24 protein-coding genes are annotated in these 23,445 nt (G+C 75.5%); 8 read left to right on the top strand and 16 right to left on the bottom strand.

The annotated features are described in order from the left end of the window. The first annotated feature begins 254 nt into the window (after positions 1-254). A complete protein-coding gene (locus ACGFZP_RS21570) occupies positions 255-905 on the top strand; it encodes a hypothetical protein (RefSeq protein WP_392935291.1) in 651 nt (216 codons plus the stop codon). Here the strand turns inward: ACGFZP_RS21570 and ACGFZP_RS21565 are convergent. From ACGFZP_RS21565 to ACGFZP_RS21550, 4 genes are all read right to left on the bottom strand, one after another. Continuing rightward, positions 874-1,680 carry an alpha/beta hydrolase gene (locus tag ACGFZP_RS21565; RefSeq protein WP_392935288.1) on the bottom strand — a complete coding sequence of 269 codons (807 nt, stop codon included), beginning with the start codon at positions 1,678-1,680 and terminating at the stop codon, positions 874-876. The genes ACGFZP_RS21570 and ACGFZP_RS21565 overlap by 32 nt on opposite strands. A 42-nt stretch (positions 1,681-1,722) precedes the next feature. Then, positions 1,723-2,142, bottom strand: a complete 420-nt coding sequence (locus ACGFZP_RS21560) for a hypothetical protein (protein WP_392935286.1) — start codon at positions 2,140-2,142, stop codon at positions 1,723-1,725. A gap of 71 nt (positions 2,143-2,213) precedes the next feature. Then, the gene (locus ACGFZP_RS21555; RefSeq protein ID WP_392935283.1) at positions 2,214-3,050 is read right to left on the bottom strand and encodes a DUF1963 domain-containing protein; all 837 of its coding nucleotides are present in this window, start codon (positions 3,048-3,050) and stop codon (positions 2,214-2,216) included. A gap of 80 nt (positions 3,051-3,130) precedes the next feature. Further along, positions 3,131-3,700 (bottom strand): hypothetical protein, encoded by a 570-nt coding sequence (locus tag ACGFZP_RS21550; protein ID WP_392935280.1) that lies wholly within the window; start codon positions 3,698-3,700, stop codon positions 3,131-3,133. A gap of 198 nt (positions 3,701-3,898) precedes the next feature. Here ACGFZP_RS21550 and ACGFZP_RS21545 point away from each other — a divergent pair, with 198 nt between their 5' ends. Together ACGFZP_RS21545 and ACGFZP_RS21540 are read left to right on the top strand one after the other, a co-directional pair. Beyond that, positions 3,899-4,828, top strand: a complete 930-nt coding sequence (locus tag ACGFZP_RS21545) for a hypothetical protein (RefSeq protein ID WP_392935277.1) — start codon at positions 3,899-3,901, stop codon at positions 4,826-4,828. 183 nt (positions 4,829-5,011) lie between these two features. Further along, positions 5,012-5,707, top strand: coding sequence for a hypothetical protein (locus ACGFZP_RS21540; protein ID WP_392935276.1), 696 nt, complete (start codon positions 5,012-5,014; stop codon positions 5,705-5,707). A gap of 45 nt (positions 5,708-5,752) precedes the next feature. Here ACGFZP_RS21540 and ACGFZP_RS21535 read toward each other — a convergent pair whose 3' ends face one another. Together ACGFZP_RS21535 and ACGFZP_RS21530 are read right to left on the bottom strand one after the other, a co-directional pair. After that, positions 5,753-6,700 carry a hypothetical protein gene (locus tag ACGFZP_RS21535; protein ID WP_392935273.1) on the bottom strand — a complete coding sequence of 316 codons (948 nt, stop codon included), beginning with the start codon at positions 6,698-6,700 and terminating at the stop codon, positions 5,753-5,755. A 174-nt stretch (positions 6,701-6,874) separates the two neighbouring features. Continuing rightward, complete coding sequence (locus ACGFZP_RS21530) at positions 6,875-7,099, bottom strand: hypothetical protein (protein ID WP_392935271.1); 225 nt, start codon at positions 7,097-7,099, stop codon at positions 6,875-6,877. Positions 7,100-7,486: 387 nt separating this feature from the next. On the opposite strand from ACGFZP_RS21530, the gene ACGFZP_RS21525 reads away from it, so the two are divergent. Next, positions 7,487-9,412, top strand: a complete 1,926-nt coding sequence (locus ACGFZP_RS21525; RefSeq protein WP_392935269.1) for a WD40 repeat domain-containing serine/threonine protein kinase — start codon at positions 7,487-7,489, stop codon at positions 9,410-9,412. A gap of 9 nt (positions 9,413-9,421) precedes the next feature. Here the strand turns inward: ACGFZP_RS21525 and ACGFZP_RS21520 are convergent, their stop codons facing one another. Both ACGFZP_RS21520 and ACGFZP_RS21515 read right to left on the bottom strand, forming a co-directional pair. Further along, the gene (locus ACGFZP_RS21520; protein WP_392935266.1) at positions 9,422-10,261 is read right to left on the bottom strand and encodes a hypothetical protein; all 840 of its coding nucleotides are present in this window, start codon (positions 10,259-10,261) and stop codon (positions 9,422-9,424) included. 87 nt (positions 10,262-10,348) lie between these two features. Then, positions 10,349-11,050 carry a hypothetical protein gene (locus tag ACGFZP_RS21515; RefSeq protein WP_392935264.1) on the bottom strand — a complete coding sequence of 234 codons (702 nt, stop codon included), beginning with the start codon at positions 11,048-11,050 and terminating at the stop codon, positions 10,349-10,351. Between the two features lie 295 nt (positions 11,051-11,345). Here ACGFZP_RS21515 and ACGFZP_RS21510 point away from each other — a divergent pair, with 295 nt between their 5' ends. Continuing rightward, positions 11,346-11,804 carry a MarR family winged helix-turn-helix transcriptional regulator gene (locus tag ACGFZP_RS21510; protein ID WP_392935261.1) on the top strand — a complete coding sequence of 153 codons (459 nt, stop codon included), beginning with the start codon at positions 11,346-11,348 and terminating at the stop codon, positions 11,802-11,804. A 72-nt stretch (positions 11,805-11,876) separates the two neighbouring features. Further along, on the top strand, positions 11,877-12,701 hold the full coding sequence (locus ACGFZP_RS21505) for an aldo/keto reductase (RefSeq protein ID WP_392935260.1): 825 nt from the start codon (positions 11,877-11,879) through the stop codon (positions 12,699-12,701). 48 nt (positions 12,702-12,749) lie between these two features. Here ACGFZP_RS21505 and ACGFZP_RS21500 read toward each other — a convergent pair whose 3' ends face one another. From ACGFZP_RS21500 to ACGFZP_RS21480, 5 genes are all read right to left on the bottom strand, one after another. After that, positions 12,750-13,574 carry an alpha/beta hydrolase gene (locus tag ACGFZP_RS21500; RefSeq protein ID WP_392935257.1) on the bottom strand — a complete coding sequence of 275 codons (825 nt, stop codon included), beginning with the start codon at positions 13,572-13,574 and terminating at the stop codon, positions 12,750-12,752. Positions 13,575-13,873: 299 nt separating this feature from the next. Continuing rightward, a complete protein-coding gene (locus ACGFZP_RS21495; RefSeq protein ID WP_392935254.1) occupies positions 13,874-14,122 on the bottom strand; it encodes a DUF5302 domain-containing protein in 249 nt (82 codons plus the stop codon). 277 nt (positions 14,123-14,399) lie between these two features. Beyond that, entirely contained in the window at positions 14,400-14,651 is a 252-nt protein-coding gene (locus ACGFZP_RS21490; RefSeq protein ID WP_392935252.1) for a hypothetical protein, read from the bottom strand. 265 nt (positions 14,652-14,916) lie between these two features. Continuing rightward, positions 14,917-15,375: a carboxymuconolactone decarboxylase family protein gene (locus ACGFZP_RS21485; protein ID WP_392935548.1), complete on the bottom strand. Its 459-nt coding sequence runs from the start codon at positions 15,373-15,375 to the stop codon at positions 14,917-14,919. Positions 15,376-15,656: 281 nt separating this feature from the next. After that, positions 15,657-15,860 carry a hypothetical protein gene (locus ACGFZP_RS21480; protein WP_392935249.1) on the bottom strand — a complete coding sequence of 68 codons (204 nt, stop codon included), beginning with the start codon at positions 15,858-15,860 and terminating at the stop codon, positions 15,657-15,659. Between the two features lie 243 nt (positions 15,861-16,103). Between ACGFZP_RS21480 and ACGFZP_RS21475 the strand changes: the two genes are divergently transcribed. After that, positions 16,104-17,966, top strand: a complete 1,863-nt coding sequence (locus ACGFZP_RS21475) for an acyl-CoA dehydrogenase (protein ID WP_392935246.1) — start codon at positions 16,104-16,106, stop codon at positions 17,964-17,966. Between the two features lie 112 nt (positions 17,967-18,078). Here ACGFZP_RS21475 and ACGFZP_RS21470 read toward each other — a convergent pair whose 3' ends face one another. The 3 genes from ACGFZP_RS21470 to ACGFZP_RS21460 all read right to left on the bottom strand — a co-directional run bounded on the left by ACGFZP_RS21470 (position 18,079) and on the right by ACGFZP_RS21460 (position 20,042). Then, complete coding sequence (locus ACGFZP_RS21470) at positions 18,079-18,870, bottom strand: DUF2785 domain-containing protein (protein WP_392935243.1); 792 nt, start codon at positions 18,868-18,870, stop codon at positions 18,079-18,081. Positions 18,871-19,052: 182 nt separating this feature from the next. Then, positions 19,053-19,268: a hypothetical protein gene (locus tag ACGFZP_RS21465; protein WP_387943830.1), complete on the bottom strand. Its 216-nt coding sequence runs from the start codon at positions 19,266-19,268 to the stop codon at positions 19,053-19,055. 336 nt (positions 19,269-19,604) lie between these two features. Next, a complete protein-coding gene (locus ACGFZP_RS21460) occupies positions 19,605-20,042 on the bottom strand; it encodes a hypothetical protein (RefSeq protein WP_392935240.1) in 438 nt (145 codons plus the stop codon). Between the two features lie 217 nt (positions 20,043-20,259). Here ACGFZP_RS21460 and ACGFZP_RS21455 point away from each other — a divergent pair, with 217 nt between their 5' ends. After that, entirely contained in the window at positions 20,260-23,337 is a 3,078-nt protein-coding gene (locus ACGFZP_RS21455; RefSeq protein ID WP_392935238.1) for a BTAD domain-containing putative transcriptional regulator, read from the top strand. Positions 23,338-23,445 lie beyond the last annotated feature (108 nt).

The raw sequence follows: 23,445 nt of genomic DNA, 5'->3' as shown, positions 1-23,445 counted from the left end.
CCCTGCCCCAGGTTCCCGTGTTCCGATCCTCTCCGGGCGCCGGCCCGGCAAGGATCCCGCGCGGGCGTGCACCAGTCGCATCCCCGCGCAACTGAAAGCAAGCACCCGATGGCCTGGCGGGCGCCGCCCCGGTACTCGACCTCACCGCCCTGGATCACCTCACCGCCGCCGCCCACGGCGCCCGGCGCTACGGCGAGCGCGAGCTACTCGGCCACCTGCGGACCGCGCTGGACGACGCCGCCCGCGCCGACGGCATGGCCGGCCCGCACGAGGCGCTGCCCACGGTGCTGGGCATCCTCGCGGCGATCAACTCCGCCGCCCGCACTGCCGCCCCCGGACCGCGGCGCGAGCTGCTGGTCCTCGACGCCCGGGGCGCCGAGCTGGCCGCTTGGCTCCACCGGGACGCCGGCGCCCCCGCCCCGGCCGTCGCGTACTGGCACCACCAGGCGAAGGAGTGGGCGACGCTGACCGGCGACGGCGCGATGCACGGCTACGTCCTGCTCCGCCAGGCCCAGGCCGCCGACCGCACCGACGCGACCCGGATGCTCGACCTCGCCCGCGCCGCCACCGATGGCCCCTGGACGCTGCCGCCAAGGCCGCGCGCGGAAGCGTTCCAGCAGCAGGCCCGGGCGCTGGCTCTCACCGGCGCCGATACCGACCAGGTGGCCCGTGTGCTCGACCAGGCGCACAACGCGCTCGCCCAGTCCACCCTCGCGAGCGGGCCCGCCACCTGCACCGGCCCGCTCGGCGACGGCTACACGAGCGAGCGGCTGATGGTGCAGAGCGCGATCTGCTACCGCGAAGCAGGCCAGAGCCGCCGGGCCGTCCGGGCGTGCGGGAGTTCCGGCAGCGCCTCGGCGAACCGGTGGTGGCCTAACCGAGGAAGGCGCTCACCTTCGCGATGACCTCGCGCTGCCACGCCTGCGACTTCGGGTGCAGGTACTGCGGGTCGTCGTGGACGGCGAAGCCGTGCTGAGCGCCGGCGAGCTCCAGCAGTTCCACCGGACCGCCGAACATCGGCCGGTGCCGGCGGGACGACTCGACCGGCACGAAGGTGTCCGCGGTGCCGTGCACCATCAGCACCGGCGCCCGCACCCCGGCCAGGATCGCCGGAGTGTCCAGGTGGAAGACCTCGTTCAGCAGGGACCGGTTCAGCTCGAACGGCGACTTCTCGGTGAAGCCCTGCTCGTTCAGCCGCACCGCCATGTCCTTGGACAGGTAGTCGTCCGACCAGCCCGGCCGGGAGGTGACGTACCGCTCCTTGTAGTCCAGCCGAGGGTTCAGCAGCACCAGCCTGTCGACGTCGCCCGGCCGGTGGGCGGCGTGCAGCGCGGCGGCGCCGCCCGAGAACGAGGCGGCGATCACGTGCACCGGACCGGGCCTGCCGGCATGTGCGCGCAGGTGGTCGCCGGCCGCGCGGATGTCGTTGGTCACCGACGCGATCGTCAGCTCCGACTCGCGCCCGCCACTGGCCCCGTGCGCCCGCAGGTCGAATCGCAGACTGGTCACCCCGGAGGCTGCCAGCGCGGCGGCCAGGCGCGTGAAGAAGCCGCCCTCCTCCCGGGTCACCCCCGACCCGTGGACCAGCACCGCCGTCCCGACCGGCGCCTCCGCCGAGCAGACCGTACCGAACAGCGCGGTACCGTCCAGGGACTGAAACGCCGTCTCGTGATCGACCATGAGCAGATCGTAGCCACTCGACCCGACCGCCCGGGACCGGGGTCAGCTGCCGGGGTGGGGGGCCGCGGCCGGCGGAGGCGGGTACGGGCCGGCCGGGGCGTTCGCGGCGAGGTGGGTGCGGGTGGCGGCGAGGGCGGCGGCGGCGGTGCGCAGGTGGTGGGCGATCAGCGGCAGCAGGCTCGGGGCGATCGCGCGGGCGGTGTGGCGTCTCGCGGCGTCGAGCGGGGCGGTGGCCTCTTCGAGGAGGTCCGCGGTGCGCCCGCCGAGGCCGCTGGAGCGGGTCTCCCCGATGGTGCGCCGCAGGAGGATCAACGCGTCCTCGGCGTCCGGCGGGCCGTCGGGGAACTCATGCCCCCACCAGGTCAGTTCGTACTCGACGGCGCGGGCGTGCCGGTCGCAGCGGCCGGCCCAGAAAACGGTCGACGCCGACGGAGGTGACGGTCGCGGGTTCTCACTCTGCACGCACAGATCATGTCTCACCTGCGGCCGGTCCGTGGCCGGTTCGGGAATCCGGTGGGACGGAATCCGGCGGGTCAGCGCTGGACGGTGACGGCCTCGACCCTGCTGAAGTCGGCCGCGGCCAGGTCCTCGTCGCGGATCACGTAGTAGAGCGGGCAGCCGGTGAAGTCCGGGCGGCCTGCGTCGAGCAGGATCCGCTCCGGGCCGCGGCCGCCCGGCGCCACCACGTACTGGTCCGTCTCCCGGTCGGGGCCCAGCAGCACCATGTACGCGCGGTGCTGCGGGGCGGTGTCCAACACGGCCCGGTCCAGCGCGGCCAGCCGGTCCGCGGCCTCCTGCGGGAGCTCGACGAGCGGATCGTCGTGAAACCGCCCGACCTGCGCCACCATGGCCTTGCCGGCGGCGTACAGCGGGGCTGGCGGGCCGGTGAACTCCCATGGCGGGGCGCCCCAGCCGGCGTCGGGGTCGGCGAACAGCGGGTCCGAGGCCACCTCGTAGGGCGCGGTGTCGGCGGCCGAGTGGTCCGGGAAGTAGAGGACGTTCACCGGGTCGCGGCCGCCGAAGCCCTCGTCGCCGAGGAAGAAGAAGTAGAGCAGTCCGCGCGGCGGCAGCAGCCCGTTGGCGTCCTCGCCGCGGACCTCCGCCAGGTCGATCTGGGCGACGAAGCAGTCCGCCGGCGCGTCCGGGTCGGCGCCCGTGCTCGGCCACACGAAGCCGGGCGGGACGTCCGGCACGCCGCCGCACCGGGAGAACGGCTCCGGCCCCTCGAAGCCGGCCGGCCGCGGCCCCAGCGCGATCCCGTGCTCGGCCACCCCCGTCAACTCCGCCTGCCACGGCGCGAGTCCGGCCTCGCCGATCAGCCGCCGCAGCATCCGCTCGCCGTCGGCGGTCACAGGGTTGGGGCGCATCATGGCGCCACTCTACGAAACCCCCGCCCCCGAAGCCGGAGGCGGGGGCGGGGGCGGGCGGGCGGGCGGGCGGGCTGTGCGGGCTACGCCCCGGCCGAGGCGGCGTGGCGGGCGCGGGCGATCGGGGGGTAGCGGACCGTGAAGAGGACGGGGAGGGCGAACGCGGCGACGGTGAGCAGGGTGCGGGCGTCGCCCGCGTCCGGCTCGTAGTGGCGCAGCAGTGCGCCGCCGATGCCGGAGAGGGTGAACGCGGTGGCCCACACGGTGGTGATGACGCGGTTGATCCGCAGGAACAGCGGGCTGTTCCAGAGGTGTTCGGGCGCCTGGGTGCGGGCGATGCCGAGGGTGAAGGGGCGGCCGAGTGCGAGGGAGCCCCAGGCGGTGGCCGCCAGCCAGAGCGAGGAGAGCGGCGGGCCGTAGTGGGCGACGGCGCTGGAGTGGGGGGCGGCGAACGCGGCGGCGGTGTAGCCGGCGAGGAACAGGACGGCGCTGGCCTCGATCACCTGGGCGTCCCAGGCGCGGCCCGCGCGGCGCTGGGTCGCGACGAGTGCGACGGCCAGCAGGAGACCGGTGAGCGCGGCCCAGCGGATGTCGACGGTGCCGGTGAGCAGGGCGACGGCGATCCACGGGACGAAGCTGCGGATGTGGCCCATGGCGGTGGTTCCCCCTGTGCTGGTGCGGGTCTGCGTCGGTCGGCACCGACCTGTGCTGGTGCGGGTCCGCGTCGGTCGGCGCCGTGGGCGGTCCCTCCGCCCGGCGCGTCGTTGCCAGCATGACGATCGCCCGTGTGCAGGCGGAACGGGGAGATGGTGCAACACTCCTTGCAGGAAACTGCACGGCAGGGGGCGGCGATGAGTCTTCAGAGCCTGGGGCTGACGTACGACCAGGAGCGCGTCTACCGCTACCTGCTGCGTACCCGGCACAGCGATCCCGACACGGCCGGGGCGGAGCTGGGCCTGCCGGGCCTGCGTGCGGTCCTCGCCGAGCTGCAGGCCCTGGGGGTGGTCGACGCGCGGATGGCCGCGCTGGCGCCCGCGGCCGCGGTGGACCTGCTGGTGCGCCGCCGGGTGGAGCACACCTCCCGTGAACTGGCCCGGTTGGACGCGGCCTTCGACGTGGTGCGGGAGCTGGCGGAGGAGTCGCGCCAGGGCCGGCCCGTCGAACTCGTCGAACGCATCCTGGACCCCGCGCAGGTCACCCACCGGATCCGCACGATGCCCGGCCGCTTCGAGATGATGAACGCCAAGCGCCTGCCGCGCGGCAGGACCCCGTGCCAGGGCGTGGAGGCCGACCGCTTCCGGCGCCAGCTGGCGGACGGGCTGGCCAACCGGACCCTCATCAGCACGGCGGCCCTCGACCAGCCCGACCAGATGGCCTACGCCCGGTACTGGCACGCCCTGGGCGACGTGCACCGGGTGACGGCCGAGCCGTTCGGCCAACTGCTCATCGTCGACCGGCGGGTGGCCTTCGTGCGGATCGATCCGGACCGGCCGGATTCCGACACGCTGCAGATCGCCCAGCCCGGGATCGTGGCCGCGCTGGTCGACCTGTTCGAGCGGCAGTGGGCGCGTGCCACGGACATCGACCGGCTCGACCTCAGCGCCGTCGAGGCCGAGGTGCTGCGCACGCTCAGCGAGCACGGCAAGGACGAGACGGCGGCCCGCGAGCTGAACATCTCGGTGCGCAAGTACCGCTCCCATGTGGCCGATCTGCTGACCCGCCTCAACGCCGCGACCCGCTTCCAGGCGGCCCTGCGCGCCAAGGAGCGGGGCTGGCTGTGACCGCCGGGCGCCGGGCGGGGCGGCGCCCCCGGCCGTGACGATGTCGCGGCCCTGTCACCGGTTGGGTGGAGAGTCGGCGCAGGAGTGTGCCCCGGGGGCGGCCGGCCGGAGAATCGGACGGTCGGATGTACGGACGTACCGGTGTGCGGACGTGCGGGTGTACGGGGAGAGGGGGGCGGGGTGGTGTTCGGGCCTTCCGTGCAGTGGACGGCGTTCCAGCGGCGCTGTGCCGCGGGCGTGGTGGTGGCGGTGGCGGTCCTGGCGGTCGCGGCCGCGCCGGTGGTGTGGGCGGGTTCGCAGGACGCGCCGGGTGACCGGGGCTGGTGGCCCGCGGTCTGCGGGATCGCGCTGCTGGCGGCCGTCGGCGCCTCGCTTCCGCTGCGCCGGGAGGTCTCCGGCGCCGGCTACGCCGTCTCCTGCCTGGCGGTCGCGGTGCTCCTGACCCTCGCCCTGGGCACGGTCTTCGCGACGGCCCAGGCCAACCACGCCATCCGGGACCGGCAGCACGAACCGCCCGGCGTGACGGCCACCGTGACGAACTGCCGGACGACGGGGCGGACGGTGAACGCCGAGGGCGGCGGCCACGCCACCTACGGCTGCGTGTACCACTGGAGCGCCGACGGCCGCGAGTTCAGCGAGGACCGGCCGGTCGAGAAGGTGTATCCGGACGGGCACGAGACCAGGGTGTGGCTCGACGGCGGGCGGATGGTCACGGGGAGGCCGAGCGTCCTCGCGATCCCGCTGTGGATCGCCGCCGCGCTGGCCGGGCTGCTGGGCACGGCCCGGTTCGCGACGGCCCTGGCCTGGAAGGCGCGCGAGGAGGGTCTGTTCGGCCGGCCGGGCGGGCCAGGCCGATCGGTCGGTGGCGGGCACGGGTGAGGGCGGGCGCCGGTGGTGGCGCCCGCCCCGGCGCCCGGAGGGGGATCAGCTCCAGGGGTTGGCGGGCTGGTCGCTGATGGCGGTCCAGAAGCGGGTGTTGGCGGGCAGCGTGCCGTTGGCCCACAGGCCCCAGCCGGAGCCGTCGTGGAACTCGGCCATCCGGAAGCCGGCGCCGAAGCTGTTGGCGCACTTCTGGTCGGCGGCGGCACGGCTGGAGAGCTGGTAGCCGGGCAGCGGCGCGGTGGCCCTCACCTCGCCGCCGGCCCAGCTGTGGAAGCCGCTGGTGGGGACGCCGGCGGGGGCGGGGCGGCCGTCCTGCCTGAGGCACAGCAGCGGCAGCACGGCGCTCGACGGGGTGTCACCGCTGTACGGGTTGCTGTTGGTGGCGTTGTCGTAGCCGACGTGCACCACGTTGTCGGCGCGCTGCTCCAGGGCGGCCCAGGTCATGCCGTTGTGCCGGCCAGGCGCGCCGAACAGGGCCTGGTAGGTGTCCGGGTAGACGTTCCACTGCTGGTACGGGCCGTTGTCGCAGCCGCGCATGACCAGCTTCCAACCGCCGAAGTTCCTCCGCGAGTTGTCCAGGCAGTTCGAGCTCGACACGTTCTTCAGCCGCAGCCCGACCAGGCCGTACAACGGCGCCTCCGCCTGGAAGGGGGTGACCTCCCACTGCTGGGTGGTCAGACCCGCCAGACACGAGCTGGTCTTCGGCAGGTCGTCGGACGTCAGGCAGATGTCCCCGTCGGCAGTGCGGGTGGTGATCGTGTACCGCTCGGGGTAGCCCGGGACGTTCCTGACCACCCACTTGCCCGGGGTGTCGGACGGGGCGCAGACGCGCATCTCCTGGAGCCCCGACCTCCCGTCCGGGCAGCGGTCGGAGTACTGGTTGAACAGGATCGTCTCCGGGGTGTCGGCGGACGCGGCGCCCGGCACCAGGACCAGACCGGTCAGGGCGAGCGCGATCGCGAGGACGAGGCGCCTGAGGGATGAACGCAAGACTGCTCCAGGAGGTGTCGGCACAAGGGGAGGACCGCCCGCCACTTGGGGCAGCCACTCGCGGCGGGCGATCACTCGCCAGTTTGTCCGCGTCCTGCCAGGATTCGATATCCCAGCTTTCTGGGATGCCCGGCGTCCGCCCTTGCCACAGACGGGAGTTCGAGGACGGGGCCCCTAGCGGTCGAGCCGGCCGGCCTCGGTCCGTGCGCCGAGGTCCGCGGCCGCCCGGGCGACTCCCGTGACCGCGCTGTCGGCCGTGCGGCTCGGGCAGGCCAGGGAGCGGGAGCACTCCACGGCCTGGCCGAGCCGGAGGGCGAACAGGGCGACGGCGGCGGTGAGCGCCAGCAGCAGCGCGGCGGCGGACAGCGCGACAACGGTCTGGAGGTGCCTGGTGGTCAAGGGGTACTCCGTGCGGTCGGGGCGAGGCGCACCTCGCCGTCTCTTTCGACATGCGCCCCCCGCCGCGGCGGCCCGCGGCCGGGGGGCCTGCGGGGACGCGCCCGCGCCGGGCCGCGGGAGGCCGGCCGGGCGCGGCGGGCACGGACCGGTCCGGCTCCCGCAGTTGACGGGTGGCCACGACCGCGAGCATAGGTCAATGATGAGAGTATGTCGATGGCTGAGCTATCGATCCGCCCGCAGAGGCCCCACCCCCGCCGAAAGCGGGACAAGCCGCCGTCCGGGGCCGGTCCGGGCCCTGGCGTGATCCGACCGCGGCCCGGCGGGTGCGCATACGTCCTGCACAATGGCCCTTGTCATGACCGGGGTTGATCGGGCGCAGGGGGAATCGTGCAGGCGGGGGACCAGATCCTCGGGAGGTACCGGCTCGACGCACGGCTCGGCCGGGGCGGCATGGGCGAGGTGTGGAAGGGCCACGACGTCGGGCTGGAGCGCGGCGTCGCAGTGAAGGTGCTGCTGGAGTTCGACGCGGGGGACGAACTGCTCCAGCGGTTCCGGCGGGAGGCCTCGATCGGTGCGGGGCTCCAGCATCCGGGGATCACGGTGGTGCACGACTTCGGACGCCACGAGGACCGGCTGTTCATCGTCATGGAGCTGCTGGAGGGGCGGGACCTCGCGGCGGTCCTGGCCGGGGCGCCGGGCGGCCTGCCCGTCGCCGAGGCGGTCTCCCTCGCGCTCCAGGCGGCCGAGGCGCTGGCCGCCGCGCACGCCCGCCAGGTGGTCCACCGCGACCTGAAGCCGGGCAACCTGTTCCTGCTGGACGACGGCCGGTTGAAGATCTGCGACTTCGGGATCGCCCGCACCGCGGAGGCCACGACCGGGCTGACCATCACCGGCCGGCCGTTCGGCACCCCGCCCTACATGGCGCCCGAGCAGTGGCGCGGCGAGCAGGTCGACGGGCGGTGCGACCTGTACGCGCTGGGGTGCGTGCTGTACGCGCTGCTGACCGGCGCCCCGCCCTTCCCCGCCACCGAGCAGGCCTGGGCGCTGATGCGCCGCCACCTGGACGAGGTGCCGGCACCGCTGCGCTCGGTGCGCGCCGACGTCCCGGTCGAACTCGACCGGCTGGTGGCCTCGTTGCTGGCCAAGGACCCGGCCGAGCGGCCGGACACCCCGGACGTGGTGCGCCGGCTGCGCGGGCTCCGGCAGCCCGCCGCCCGCCCGGCCGCCCCCACCCTCGACCTGGGCACCGCCCCGGCGCCCGCACCGGCTGCGGCGGCCGTGGTGCCGATCGACCGCGCGCCGACCGCGGCCGCCACCGCGTTCGCGCCGGGCGCCGCACCGACCGACCCGGCGACCGACCCGGCGGCCCACCCGTCGGCCGCCCGGCGCGGCCCGAGCCGGCGCGCCCTGCTCCTCGGCGGCCTCACCGCGCTGGCGGCGGCCTCGGGCGGGACCTTCCTGGCGCTGCGGCCCACCGGTGGCTCCGGCGGATCCGGCGGCGGCGCCAAGGGCCCCCGGATGGGGTTCGTCCTCGACCCGGGATCCGGCACCCGGGTGGACGCGCTGGCGTTCGGCCCCGACGGCAGGACCGTCGCCGGCGGCTGCCACGACGGCGTCATCCGGGTGTGGGACCTCACCACCCGGACCACCACCACCGTCCTCAGCGGCAGCATCGGCTCGGTGGCCTCGGTGGCGTTCAGCCCCGACGGGAGGAGTCTGGTCAGCTGCGCCTCCGAGAGCGCCGTCCGGCTGTGGGACCTCGCCTCCGGGGCCGGTACCGGCACGCTGCTCGGCCAGCACGAATCGGCCGTGTCCGCGGTGGCGTTCAGCCCGGACGGGAGGAGCGTCGCCAGCGGCGACCGGGCGGTCCGGCTCTGGGACCTCGCGAGCGGATCCGTCACCGCCGTCTTCACCGGCCACACCGACTACGTGAGCTCGGTGGCGTTCAGCCCCGACGGGAAGACCCTGGCCGGAGCCGGCTGGGACGACTCGGTCCGGCTGTGGGACGTCGCGACCCGGACCGCCGCCGGCACCCTGGAGAACGGCGGCGGCAACGTGTTCGAGGTGGCGTTCAGCCGGGACGGCGGCACCGTCGCCGGCCTCCTCGGCAACGGCGAGGTCCAGGTGTGGGACACCGCCACCCGGGGCGCCACCCACGCGCTCTCCCCCGCCGCCAACGCCGAGAACGGCTCGATGGCACTCAGCCCCGACGGGAGGACCCTCGTCACCAGCGGCGGCAGCGAGGGCGCCCTACGGGTGTGGCAACTGCCCCCGGGCCCGTCGTCGACCGCCACACCGCAGGCGGGGGCTTGAGGGCGGGCCCTACGGCCGCTCGAAGTACTGCAGGACGCCGCCGACCGAGAAGCACAGCGCGCCGGCGAAGGTCCCCCAGTCGGCGATGCCGGTGCTGACCAGGTCGCCGGTCTGCGGGCGGGTGAAGGCGGCCAGCGCGGAGACCAGGAACAGCACGGACCCGAACTGGTTGACCGCGACGACCCACCAGCCGAGGCTGCGCGAGCGCCAGCACGGGCGGCCGTGGCAGACCTCGACCAGCGCGAGGTGCCCCGAGACCAGGAACAGCGCGCAGCCCACCATGTCGGGGGCCCAGATCAGCCGGTTGACCTGCTGGGCCGAGAGCCCCTGGAGGAACGAGTCGAACAGGTTGACGCCGAACACGAGCGTCCCGGCGAACAGGACGAAGGTGCTCAGCCAGTCGATCCGTCCGGGCTCGTAGCTCCACCACCGCCAGCCGCCCGTGACCAGCGAGTCCGCCGTGCCGGAGCGGCGCGGGGCGTTGACCGCCTGGAGCAGCGAGGCGTAGCCGCCGGTGTTGAAGAACAGGCCGCCGGCGAAGTAGACCGAGGCGATCGCGGTGGGGCCCGCCGAGCCGGCCTCGGCGAGGGCGGCGCCGAGGGCGAACAGGGCGCCGCCGACCGTGAAGGCGACGGCGGCGACGGTGTTGAGGACGCGCAGGCGGTGCAGTGCCCTGTCGTCGGCGCTGCGCGGCGGGCCCTCCGCCCCCGTCTCGGCGCGGACCCTGAGCGCGCCGCGCTTGCGGGCCAGCCGGGACTCCCAGACGGCCGAGCCGCCCTCGGCCAGCCGCCAGGTGAGGCGGGTGGTGAACGGTCCGGCGCCTTCGGCGCGCTCGTCGGGGCGAACCATGGGGTGAGCCTAGGCGGTGTCCGACGGTTCGCGCCGGATCAGCGCGGCGCCGGGTTCAGCGCGGCGCGGTGGTGGCGCCGGGCCGGGTCAGGCCAGCACGTTGACGGCCCGGGCGACGACCAGGCCCAGGATGAGCAGGGAGATGATGGACTGGGCGGCCATGGCGATCTTGGCCCAGGGTGCCAGCGGCATGACGTCGGTGGGGCTGAAGGCGGTGGAGTTGGTGAGCCCGAGGTAGAGGTAGTCGATGTACCGGGGCCGCCAGTGCGGGGGGCTCAGCTCGGGGGTGAGCTGCTGGGGGAAGGCGAGGGCGGGGGCGGCGGGCATCCGGTGGGCGCGGACGGCCGGTCCCCCGCTGTCGAGTTCGAAGTAGAGCAGGGAGAAGGCCAGCACCGTGTTGCCCCAGACGCCGCCGCCGGCGCGCAGCAGTGCGGCGGCCGAGGCGGTCTCGTTCCCGCCGTGGACGAGGTCGTCGACCAGTTGGGCGGTCGACCAGGCGGCGCTGAGGACGAGTACGCCGACCAGGGCGATCGACAGGGCGCGCAGGGCGGTCGAGCGGCGGTCGATCCGTCCCGGGTCGCCGGCGATCAGCGCCACCAGGAGCAGTCCCTCGACGAGGGGGACCACCCAGCGGGGTGCCAGTCGCAGGTCGTCGGGCAGCAGCACGGTCAGCACCATCGCGGTGCCGACCGCGGTGGCCATCGGCCAGCGGGCCTCGCCAGGGACCGGCTGTTGCCCCGGTCCGGGGCCGTCCGCCGTGCGGTGGCCGGTGGGGCGGTGTCCTGTCATGGTGGGTGGGCTTCTTCGGGTCGCCGGGTGGTGGGGGGTGGCCGCCTCGCCGGGCTCGGGCCGGGCGGCGGGACGAGGCGCAGCGGGGCGGGCTGCGAGCGTAACCCGGTGGTGGGCGGCTCCCCGGGTGGCCGGGCCCGGCGGGTGGCGCGTGTCCTCCCGGCGGTCGCAGGGGGTGGGAGGGGGCCCGGCCGGGCTCCGAGATACTTGCTTACGCCGACTACTTACATTCGCGGATAATTGCGTATGTGAGCTATCCTGGGATCGTAGTCGCCCGGGACGGAGGAACCACCCCATGACCGCTACGGACCCCGCCCTCACCGCCCTCGCCCAGGGCTGGTGCGCGCTCTCGCTGCTGCACGACAGGATCGAGACCCGTGTCGAGCGGGCCCTGCAGGCCGGGCACGACCTGAGCGTGCGCGAGTACTCGCTGCTCGACGTCCTCAGCCGCCAGCACGACGGCGAGGGCGGCCACCTGCAGATGAAGCAGGTCGCCGACGCCGTCGTGCTCAGCCACAGCGCCACCACCCGTCTGGTGACCCGCCTCGAGGACCGCGGGCTCCTGGCGCGCTACCTGTGCCCCACCGACCGCCGGGGCATCTACACCAACGTCTCCGAGGCCGGCCTGAAGCTGCTGGAGGAGGCCCGCCCCACCAACGGGGCCGCGCTGCGCGAGGCGCTGGAGGCGGCGGACCTCGACCCCCGGCTGCGACCCCTGGTCGCGACCGTCAGGGCGGCCGGCGCCCCGGCGTGACGGGCGCGGCGCGGCCCTGACCGACCATCACTCCCCCACCTGTACACATCCTCACGACAAGGAACGTCTCCCATGGCATCCGCCCCCACCGTCAAGCTCAACAACGGCGTCGAGATCCCCCAGCTCGGCTTCGGCGTCTTCCAGATCCCCGACGACGAGACCGCCGCCGCGGTGGGCTCCGCCCTGGAAGCCGGCTACCGCTCCATCGACACCGCCGCGGTCTACGGCAACGAGGCCGGTGTGAGCCGCGCCGTCGCCGCCTCCGGGCTGGCCCGCGAGGACCTGTTCATCACCACGAAGGTGTGGAACGCCGACCAGGGCTACGACGCCACCCTCAGGGCCTTCGACGCCAGCCTCGCCAAGCTCGGCACGGACTACGCCGACCTGTACCTCGTCCACTGGCCCGCCCCCGCCCGGGACCTCTACCTCGACACCTGGCGCGCCCTGGAGAAGCTGGCCGCCGAGGGGCGCATCCGCGCCGCGGGCGTCTCCAACTTCCTGCCCGCGCACCTGCGCCGCCTGGCCGAGCACAGCTCCCTCGTCCCGGCCGTCAACCAGATCGAGCTGCACCCCGGCCTGCAGCAGGCCGAGCTGCGCGCCCTGCACGCCGAGCAGGGCACCGCCACCGAGGCCTGGAGCCCGCTGGCCCAGGGCGCGGTGCTCGGCGACGAGGCGATCGTCGCCGCGGCCGCCCGGCACGGCAAGTCGCCCGCCCAGGTCGTGATCCGCTGGCACCTGCAGCTCGGCAACGTCGTGATCCCCAAGTCCGCGACGCCGGCCCGGATCCGCGAGAACATCGACGTCTTCGACTTCACGCTCTCGGACGAGGAGATGGCCGCCGTCGCCGCACTCGACCGCGGCCTGCGCACCGGCTCGCACCCCGACGCCGTCAACTAGGCCCTGTCCGGCCGCGGCCCGGGGCGGGGCCCCGGGCCGCGGGTGCGCTCAGGTGAGGTTCTTCTCCCGGAGCCAGCCGAGCGCGGCCTCGGCGACGTCCGGCCAGCCGCTGTCGACGATCAGGGAGTGGCCGCGGTCGTCGAACCTGCGGTACTCGGTGACGGCGCCGGACTTGCGGTACTGCTTGAAGGTGGAGCGGGTCAGGACGTCCGGGACGGTGTGGTCCAGCTTGCCGGACAGCAGCAGCAGGGGGCCCCGGTTGTCGTTGTGGGTGTCGACCCGGGCCGGGGAGCGCCGGGCGAAGTTGGACAGCGCCAGCTGGAACAGCGGCCTGGCCGGGCTGGGGACGGTCCACTTCTCGAAGAGCTCGTCGGACTCCTCGCGGGAGACGGCGTTGGCGAAGGCGTAGCGGAACTGCTCGGCGTCCAGGGAGACCGCGCGCTTGGTGTTGGCCGGGTGGCTGAGGAACGCGAACGTCGACTTCGCCTGGGCCGGTCCGACGGCCTTGACCCCGCGGATCTGGCCGGGGCAGATCGCCACCGCCCCCGCCGCCAGGCCCTGGCCGAGAAGGTGCTGGGCGATGAACCCGCCGACCGAGTGGCCGACCAGGACCGGCCTGGTGCCCAGGTCGCGGATGATCCGGGCGTGGTGCTGGGAGATCTCGGCGAGACCGTGGCCGGCCTGGAGCTCCGGGTTCTCGCGGGCCCCGGCGACGGTGTCGGGGGCCCCGGGCCACTCCGGCATCAGGGGCTCGTACCCGGCGGCGCGGAACGCCTCCGCCCAGGGCTGCCAGCTCGTGGAGTGCAGCCACAGCCCGTGGATGAACATGACCGGGGTCGGGGAGGAGGGCGCCGGGGAGGAAGGTGGCGTCATGGTGCGGCTCCCGTCACAGCAGATGTCGTCGGACCCCGCCCTCAGGTGCACCGGCACTACTCATTACACCAACGATCGCCGGGCGCCGCCCTCCGGCACCGGCCCCGCGCCCCGGGCCCGGCCACCCGCCCGGCCGCCTCGCGGGCGGCCCCGGCCGGGGAGCGGAGGCCGCTCACGGACCGGCCGGGGACGGCGTGCACGGCCGTTCCCCGGGCGGTGCGAAGGCCCGCTCCCCCGGCCGGGTGCTCAGGCCGCTCGGCCGGGACCCGGCCCGGCGGCCCCGGCGTCAGCCGGAGTGGTCAGCCACCGCTCTTGCGGCGGAAGTTGCGCTTGCCGCCCGCTGCGCTGTGGGCGCCGTGGATCTTCGAGTCCCCGTCCGGACCGCCGCTCCTGCCGCCGGTCTTGGCGCCGTGCTTGCGCTCCAGCGCGGCGAGGAAGCGGGCCTTCACGTCGTCCTGGGAGCCGGGCGCCGGAGCCTGGGCGGCATCGGTCGTCTCGGATTCGTCGGGCGTCTCGGGGCTGTTGGATGGCGCTACGTCGCTGCTCATGCAGGACCTCCTGGGTGGGTGGTGCCGGTAGACGGCTTCACGGGACACCATGTCATGTCCGAAGGCCCCCCTGCTGACGGTGCCCGTCGCGCCCGGGCGCAGCCCGCACCACCCGCCCGGCCGCCCGCGGCCAGGGGCGTTGAGGACGGCGGGCGTTGAGGACGGCGGGTGTTGAGGACCGGCCCGGAGCCGAACCGTCGCCGCCCGGCGGCCCGCCGAACGCGCCGGCCCCGGGCGGCATCGGTCGCGGCCCGGGGCGGGAGACGGAGCGTTCGGCTCAGGCCATGCAGGCGTACCACTGGCCGCGCGCGAAGGCGGCGCCCCCGGCCCAGTAGTTGACGTTGTACGCCGCCACGCACTGGTCGTACTTCGACAGCTGCAGCACCCCGACCGGCTGGTCGACGGTGATGTCGAACGGCAGGTCGGCGACCGTCGGCTTGGAGGTCGGCGCCGCGGCGTTCGCCTGGGCCCCGGCGGTCATGACCAGCACGGGGGCCAGCACGGCCACGGCGGCCGCTGCGGTGATCATTCGGCGGATTCTCATGGGTGTGCACTCTCCTTCGAGGCGGGCGGGCAGCCCGGCGGCAGTGCGCACCCGCGGTACGGCGGCGTGCGCGCTCCCCCGGTGTCCGGGCTCCCGCGGCGGCTTGCGGCGCCCGGCGCCTGATCGGCGTCGGCGCCGTACGCCGGATCCTCTCAGCGGCGATCGGTGCGGCGACATCCCAGATTCCAGGGATGTTCCCGGGCACGCTCCGGGCGGCGGGCGGCGCGGCGCGCCGTCGGCCGGGGGTGCGTCAGGTCCACTGCCGGGTGGGGGCCACGCCGGGGACGGGCTTGCCGATGAGGGCGAGCGGCACGAAGAAGTTGACCTGGCCGATGGCGATGGTGAGGGTCGCCAGCGCCCTGGGGTCGTAGTGGCGGGCGGCCTCGGCGTAGAGGGCGTCCGGGACGCGCTCGCCGTGGGGGTTGGGGGTGAGGACGGCCTCGACGAGGGCGAGGGCGGCGCGCTCGGCGTCGGTGAAGTACGGGGCGGTGGGCCAGGTCGCCACGGCGTCGATGCGCTGGTCGCTCTCGCCGGCCTTGCGCAGCAGGCCGGTGTGCATCGCGGTCAGGTAGGTGGAGCCGACGATCTGCCCGGCGCGCAGCTGGACCAGGCCGATCGTGGTGCGGGCGACGGAGTGGTTGCCGGTCGCCCGGTAGAGCCAGCCGCCCAGCTCCTTCAGCTCCGGGACCAGCTCGGACGGGTCCGACATCCGCGAGGTCAGCCCGGCGGCGGCGGTCTCGGTGGCCTCGGTGACGGTCTCGGTCTCGGTGGCGGTCTCGGTGGCGGTCTCGGTGGCGGTGGCGGTGGTGTTCATGGCGGGCTCCCCTTCAGCGGTCTCTCGTGCCTACACCCCACTGACGGATCCCGGACCGGGGATGTGACAGACCGCCGCGGGAAAGGTGTCCGCGGCTGCCGGCGGTCGACACCGGCGGTCGGACCCGGCGGGCGGCGGGATCACCCGCCACCGGCCCCGCCCGCCACCGGACCCGGTCAGTGCCGGGCCGCCGCCTCGGGCAGGTCGCCGCCGAACGGGTCCTGCCAGGTGTCCTGCCACTGCTGCGGGTCGGCCGAGCCGGCGGGCTCCAGGAAGGGGGACCGCTCCACGGGCAGCAGGCGGGGGCGCTCCTGCTGGGCGGGCAGGTCGGCGGCGGGTTCGGAGAAGGGGCGCCACGACGGGCGCTGGTCGACGGTCATGATCACCAGTCTGTCAGTCCCGGGGCGGCTCCGGCGCCGGATCGCGGGCCGGCGGTTCGGCGGCGGTGAACCCGCTCCGCCTGACGGCCCGTCGACACGGGTGCGGGACCTCCCGCGGCCACCGGTCCGCGGCGCTTCGCCGCGCCCTTCGGGGAGCCGGGCCCGGGCCCCGGTCGGGCTTGCGGGCGGTGAGTTTGATCACAGAGGCGTGTCATCCGGGCACCGTGCGCAATTAGTCAGAGCATGATCCCCATTCCTGGTATCCGCACGGTCGATACCGGCGCACCCGACACGCCGGCCGACCCGGCCACCGCCGAGTTGAGCGGCCTCCTCTTCGGGGCGGACCGCGAACGGGTCCACGGGCCGTGGCGGGAGTTAACCACCGACCCGTGGATGCACCGGCAGCCCGAGACGAGCCCCGCCGACCAGCTCACCGCGTCCTACCGGCGGCTGCGCCGGGTGAACCGGGCGGCCGACCCCGCCCGACTGGCCTCCGACCCCTACCTCCTGACCGCCCTTCACGAGTGGACCGCCCTGCTGGACGGCGGGCTCACGGTCCTGGCCGGCATCCACTACAACCTCTTCCTCGGCAGCCTGCTCGACCACGACCCCCACGACAAGCGGCCGTTGGACGAGTACCTCGCCATGGAGCGGATCGGCACCTTCCTGTGCACCGAACTGGGCCACGGCAACGATGCCACCGCCCTGGAGACGACCGCGGTCTACGACCCGGCCGACCGCACGTTCACCCTGCACACCCCGCACGCCGGCGCGCAGAAGTTCATGCCGAACACCGGTCCGGCCGGCGGCCCCAAGTCCGCCGTGGTCGCCGCCAGGCTCCTGGCCGAGGGCCGCGACCACGGGATCTTCCTCTTCCTCACCCCGCTCACCGACCAGGACGGCACCCTGCCCGGGGTCACCGTCCGCCCGCTCCCGCTGCGTCCCGGCAGCCCGGTGGACCACTGCCTGACCTCCTTCGACCAGGTCCTGCTGCCCCACGAGGCACTGCTGACCGGCGAGCACGGCCGACTCGGCGACGACGGCACCTTCACCAGCGCACTGGGCAGCAAGCGGAAACGGTTCCTCACCAGCATCGGCCGGGTCGCCCTCGGCAAGCTCTGCATGAGCGCCAGCGCCATCGGCGGCGCCCGGGTCGCCCTGGCCACCGCCGTCCGCTACGCACACCACCGCCACGTCAGCGGCGCCCGCCCGGACCGCAGGGTGCCCCTGTGGGCGCACCGCACCCACCACGGCCCGCTGCTGGAAGGGCTCGCCACCGCCTACGCCATGACGGCGCTGCACCGCGCCACGACCGCCCTGTGGGCCGGGCACGAGCACACCGACCCGGCCGCCAGGGCCCTCGCCGAACGCCGGGTCGCCCTCGCCAAGGGCTGGATCACCTGGCAGGCCCGTGCGCTGCTGATCGAGTGCCGCGAGCGCTGCGGCGCCCAGGGGCTGCTGCCCGTCAACGGGATCGTCTCCCTCACCATGGACATCGAGGGGACGATCACCGCCGAGGGCGACAACCTCGCCCTCTGGGCCAAGACCGGCGCCGAACTGCTGCTCGGCCACGACACCCCGCCGGCCGCCGCCCCCGAGGGCGAGCCGGCCGACCCGGCCGTGCGCCAGCAGCTCCTGCAGGCCGCCGAGCACCTGCTGCTGGCCCGCGCCCGCACCCGCCTGCGCCAGGCGCCGCCCGGCGACGGCCTGCACCGGTGGAACGCCGCCGCTCCCGCCGCCCTGGCCGCCGTCACCGCCCACGCCGAGCACCGCGCCGCGACCGCCCTGCTCGCCATGGCCGAGCGCGCCACCGACCCGACGGCCCGCGCCGTGCTCCTCGACCTGCACCAGCTCTTCACCGTGCGGCGCATCCAGGCGCACGCCGCCGCGCTCCACGCCGGGCGGTACCTGGCGGCCGACCGGGCCGACGCGCTCGCCGACCTGGCGGAGCAGAGCATCGCCCGGCTCGCCGGCCACGCGGGAGCGCTGGTCGACGCCTTCGACATCCCGGAGCAGGTCCTCGCCGGGCGCCCGATCGCCAACCCCGGCTACCAGGAGGCCTTCGACGACCCGACCGCGCACTGGAACGCCGTCCACCGCTCCTGAGCGGGCCGGGTGAGCGGCGTCCGGGGGGCGGGCGCCGCCCCGCCCCCCGGCGCCCCGGGAGCGGGCAGCAGAGGGCGGGCGACGGTGCCGGTGCCCGGGGGGTGCGCCGCCGTCAGCGCTTGACGATCAGGTCGAGGACCTCGGCGAGGCGGGCCTTGACCGCCTCGCCGTGCGGCAGGGGCTGCGGCGGCGAGGCGCCGTCCCAGCGCACGCCCCGGTCGGCGAGGACGTAGAGCATGCGCAGCGTGCGCAGGCAGTTGCTGCGGTCGGCGGGGACGGGGACGCCGATGACGGGGGCGCCGAAGCGGGCGGCGACCTGGTCCAGCCAGGCCGTCGCGTCGTGCCGCTCCAGGTCGGGCCGGGTGAGGATGCGGGCGACCGCCCGTGCCAGGCGGTCGTCCTCCAGCTGGTCGAAGACGTGGTCGGTGGGGGCCGTCAGCCGGGCGGCGGCGAGGTCGAGCATGCGTGTCGGAGCGACCTCGGGGTGGCAGCCGAACCGGCCCAGCAGGTCGGCGCCGTGGGCGACCGCGTGGAGCCAGCCGAGTTCCCCGTCGTGGCCGCGCAGGTCCTGCTCCTGCGGGTACCACTGCTCGAAGGCCGTCACCCAGGGGGCGCTGAAGTCCCCTGCGCCCACCAGCATGTCGAGGACGAGGGGGGCGAACGTGCGGGCCTGGATCTCCCGGTCGAGGAAGCGGGCGGCCATCTCGTCGCCCAGCGCCAGTCGCCGGGGGGCGTCGATCACCCCGCGCTCGATCCAGGTCGACAGGACCTCGTAGGCCGCTCCGTCCCGGATCAGCGGGTCGGGGTCCGCCAGGGCCCGGGAGAGGCCTTGTACGAGCTCCTCCAGGGGGCGGTCGGCGGGTATGGCGCAGTCGGCGGCTTCGATCCCGCTCCAGTCGATCATGATGGGGAGGATAGGGCCGCCATGCGGTGCGGCGCCTCCTATTTTCGAGCCCGCGCGGCCGGGCCTGGGCCGGGAGCGGGTGCCCCGCGGCGGACGGCCGGCGGGCCCGGGGTGGTGTCGCCCCGGGGCCGCCGGCCGTCGAACCCCTGGTGCGGCCGTCGGCCGCAGGTCGGCCGGGCCGATCAGCCGTGGGTCTCCTCGGACGCGACCAGCCAGTTGATCCGCGGGCCGACGAGGCCGACCGCGGCGTTCCCGGCCTCCAGCTTGCTCAGGGAGGAGGGCAGCTGCGGCTGGTGCTGGCCGCCGTACGCCAGGGCGGCGGTCGGGGCGGCGACCGCCGCGGCGGCGGCCAGGGTGGCGATCACGACAAGCTTGGGGAGCGTTCCACGCACCGACATTTCAATGTCCTTCCGGTCGTCTCTGGTCTTCCACCGGCCCGCAGGGCGAAGCGCCCCGGGCGGGCCGGGCATGGAGCTCCCGCAGGGGAGCCGCCGAAGAGACGTTTGCACACAAACTCCGGCCGTCCGCAATCCACCCGGGGCGGACGGGTGAACGGATGCCCCGACCGGGTGAGGAATGCGGTCATCCAGCCCAAGAGCCAGCTCTGTCGGGCGGTCCTGACGGCCCGTCGGGCGCGGCGCCCCGGGGCCGGCCGGCCCGGTCCCCCGTTGCTGTTCGGGCCGGCCGGTGTCACGTGTGCGGCGCCGGGCGCGGCGCCGCGGATGCGGGGCGGGTCAGAGGCGGTCGGCCGTGATGGACAGGGAGCCGCCCCCGTAGAAGAAGAGCGTGGCGGTGGGGTAGCCCGACCACTTGTTCACCGGGCCGGCGGAGACGCCCACGCCGGTGCCGCCCACCTTCCACTCCGAGTACAGCTGCTCGCCGTTCGCGGCCCGGACCCGCACCTGGTAGCTCTTGTTGGTCTTGTCGGAGTAGCCGTTGGCCCAGGCATAGCCGTCCCTGCTGACGTGCACGGCCACCCAGTCGCCCTGGTACCACTTGGAGGCGTTGAAGTACATCTTGCAGCTGGAGTCGTTCGATCCGACCTCGTTGTCGCAGCTCCTTGTCCCGCTCATCAGCGGGACGGGCGCGGCGGAGGCCTGCGCCGGGACGGCCATCCCCGCTCCCAGCAGGGCCAGTGAACTCAGCGTTGCAGCAAGGAACTTCGATCGCATGGCGGATTCCCATCGGTCGGCCCGCCCGTGGTCCGGGCGGCGCTTCGGTCCTGTGGAGGACTGTGCCGCCGGGCGCCACGGATCCGCCCCGGTTCCGCTATGGCCTGTACACGCCCCGCCCTCTTGGTGGGGCCGCTGCCGTCTGTCAGGGTGGCATACGGACGGTCCGGTGGGCGGACGCGGCGGCCAAGGGCGGGGGCCTGGTGTGGAGTTGAGGGTGCTCGGGCCGCTGGAGGCGGCGGTCGGCGACCGCCCGGTGGCCCTGCCGGGCGGTCGCGCCCGGATCCTGCTCGCGGTGCTCGCCGTGCAGCTCGGGCGGTCGGTGTCGGTGGAGCAGCTGACCGCCGCCGCGTGGGGACCCGAGCCGCCGGCCACCGCCCGCGCCCAGGTGCAGGCCATGGTGTCGGCGCTGCGGCGCGCCCTCGGTGCGGGCGGCCCCGGGCGGGCGGCGGCGATCGAGACCCGGGAGGCCGGTTACCGGCTGTCCGCGGACGCCGTGGACACCGATCTGGGCCGCTTCGAGCGGCTGGTCCTCGACGGGCGGGCGGCGGCGGCCGGGCGGCGCCCGGCCGAGGCGGTCCAGCGACTGCGGGCGGCCCTCGCCCTGTGGCGCGGGCCCGCGTTCGACGGGTTGGCCTCGGAGCCGCTCCAGGCGGAGGCCGCACGGCTGGCGGAGGGGCGGGTGGAGGTCCTGGAGGAGTGCCTGGACCTCGAACTGGCCCTCGGTCCACGGCCGGACCTGGTCGCCGAGGTGCGGGCCGTGGTGCGCGCCCATCCGCTGCGGGAGTCGGCGTACCGGCTGCTGATGCTCGCCCTGTACCGGGCCGGGCGGGCCGCCGAGGCGCTGTCCGCGTTCCAGGACGCCCGGCGGGTGCTGTCCGCCGAGCTGGGCGTGGAGCCGGGGGCCGCGCTGCAGGAGCTGCACCGGCTGATCCTGACGGAGGACCCGGGCCTGCCGCCTGCCGCGGCCGCCGTCCGCGCGCCCGGGCCGGCGCCGGACCCTGCTCCGGGCCCGGCGCCGGTGCGGTCCGCCGTCGTCCGGTCCGTGCCTGTGCGGGCTCCGCTGTTCGGGCGGGACGCGGAGGTGGCCGAACTGGCGGCGCTGCTCGCCACCCGGCGGCTGGTGACCCTGGTGGGCCCGCCCGGGGTCGGCAAGACCAGCCTGGCGCTGGCCGTCGCGCAGCGGGCCGGCGACGAGAGCGGGTGCGGCGGCGGGCACGGGTGCGGCGGCGGGCACGGGTGCGGGATCGGCGGCGGCGCCCGGCCGGTGGAGCTGGACGCCGTGGACGAACCCGAGCTCGTGCCCGCCGCCGTCGCCGCCGCGCTGGGACTGCCCGCCGGGCCGGGCCGTCCGATCCTCGACGCCCTGTCCGCGGGGCTGGCCGCCCACAACGCCCTGCTGGTGCTCGACAACTGCGAGCACGTGCTGGAGGCGTGCGCCGACCTGGCCGACGCCCTACTGTCGCGCTGCCGCGGCCTGCGCATCCTGGCCACCAGCAGGGAGCCGCTGGCGATCCCCGGCGAGAGCGTGCGCACGGTCGGTCCGCTGGAGGTACCGGCGCGCGACTCGCCCGAGGAGGTCCTGCGGTCGGCGGCGGGCCGGATGCTGATCGACCGGGCCGTCGCCCAGGTGCCGTCGTTCGCCGTGACGGCGCGCACGGCGCCGTCGGCGGCCCGGATCTGCCGGGCCACCGAGGGGCTGCCGCTGGCTCTGGAGCTCGCCGCGGCGCAGCTGCGGACGCTGCCCTCGGCCACGGTCGCCGCCCGGCTGGACCGGCAGTTGCAGGTGCTGGCCCGGCGGCGGGCCCGGCCGGCCCGGCACAACTCGCTGCGCTCCGCGATCGGGTGGAGCCACCGGCTGCTGACCGAGGAGGAGCAGTACGTCTTCGCCCGGCTGTCGGTGTTCGCCGGCGGGTTCACCGAGCAGGCCGCGCTGGCGGTGGCCTGTGGCGGCGACAGCGGCGGCGGGCCGGGGGTGGGCGCGGTGCTGCGCGACCTCGTCGAGCGCTCGCTGGTCGTGGCGGAGCACGACGGTGACGCGGTGCGCTACCGGCTGCTGGGGGCCGTACGGGAGTTCGCGGCGGAGCAGCTGGCCGCGGAGCGGACGGCCGAGCACCGGGCGGCGGACGGGGGTGCGCGGGCGCAGGCGCTGCGCCGGCACGCCGCCCACTACTGCGAGCTGTGCGTCCGGGTCGGGCAGGGCGCGGGCGACGGCAGCGATGTCGGGCTGCGCACGGAGCTGCGGCGGGAGTTGCCGAACCTGCGGGCCGCCCTGGAGTGGGCGCTGGGCTCCGGCGCCCGCGCACCGGGCGATCCGGCGCTGGGGGCGGACCTCGTCGGCGCCATGGCCTGGCTGTGGGCCGACCTGCCGCGCGAGGGGCTGTACTGGGTGCGGCGGGCCCTGGAGCGGCTGGATCCGCCCGCACCGCCCGAGGCGCGCCGGCAGGTGCTGTACGCGGCGGGCATGATCTCCTTCAGCATCGACCTGAACCATTCGGCGAGCATGCTGGCCGAGGCCGCCCGGCTCGCCGAGGGCTGCGGCGACGTCCCGCTGTGGCTGGAGGGGCTGGCCCAACTCTCGGTCGTGCGCTGCCTGCAGGGCCGTGCGGCGGAGGGCGCCGCGATCGCGGCGGGCGTGTTGGCGCCCGTGCTGCGGCACGGCACGCGGCAGGCCGTCGCGCAGCTGCGCACCGCGGTGGCGATCACCCACTGCGCGCTGGGCGACACGGCCGCGGCCGGTGCCGAACTCGCCCGCGCCGAGGAGGTCCTGGCGGCCTGCGGGGCCCGCACTCCGCTGGCCGCAGTCCGCTGGGCGCGGGCCGAGACGGCCTACTACGACGGGGATCCGGCGCGTGCCGCGGCCCTGTCGGGGGCCGCGCTGCGGGACACCGCCGTGGCCGGCGACCTGTTCGCCGCCGTGTGCCACCGGGCCCAGCACGCCCGGAACCTGCACGCGGCCGGCGATCCGCGCACGGCCGCCCGGTGGCTGGCGGCGTCCCTGCGCGGCTGCCTGGAGGCGGGGCTGTGGATGCCCGTGGTGGACGCGCTGACCACGGCGGCGCGCCAGGAGGCCGGGGCCGGGCGGCCGGAGCGGGCCGTGGTGGTGCTGGCCGGGGCGCAGGCGCTGCGCGAGCGGACCGGGCGCCACCCCGCGCCCGTGGAGCTCCCGCTGCTGCGAGCGCTCCACGAGCGCCTGCGCGGGCAGGTGGGCGAAGCGGACCACGCGCACGCGCTCAGGAGCGGCGCCGCCATGGGGGTGGAGGAGGTCGTCCGCTACGCCCTCGCCACCCTGTGAGCCCGGGCCCGGGCCGGGGCCGGGGCGGGGGCGGGGCGGGCGAACAGGCGCGGAGGGGCGCCGCTCTGACGCGTCGTAGGATCGGATGGTACGCAGAGCACCGATTCC

Source organism: Kitasatospora sp. NPDC048239, assembly GCF_043202015.1.
GTDB lineage: Bacteria > Actinomycetota > Actinomycetes > Streptomycetales > Streptomycetaceae > Kitasatospora.
Note: the sequence above shows the minus strand (reverse complement) of the source record. Positions and strands in the feature narration are given on the sequence as shown.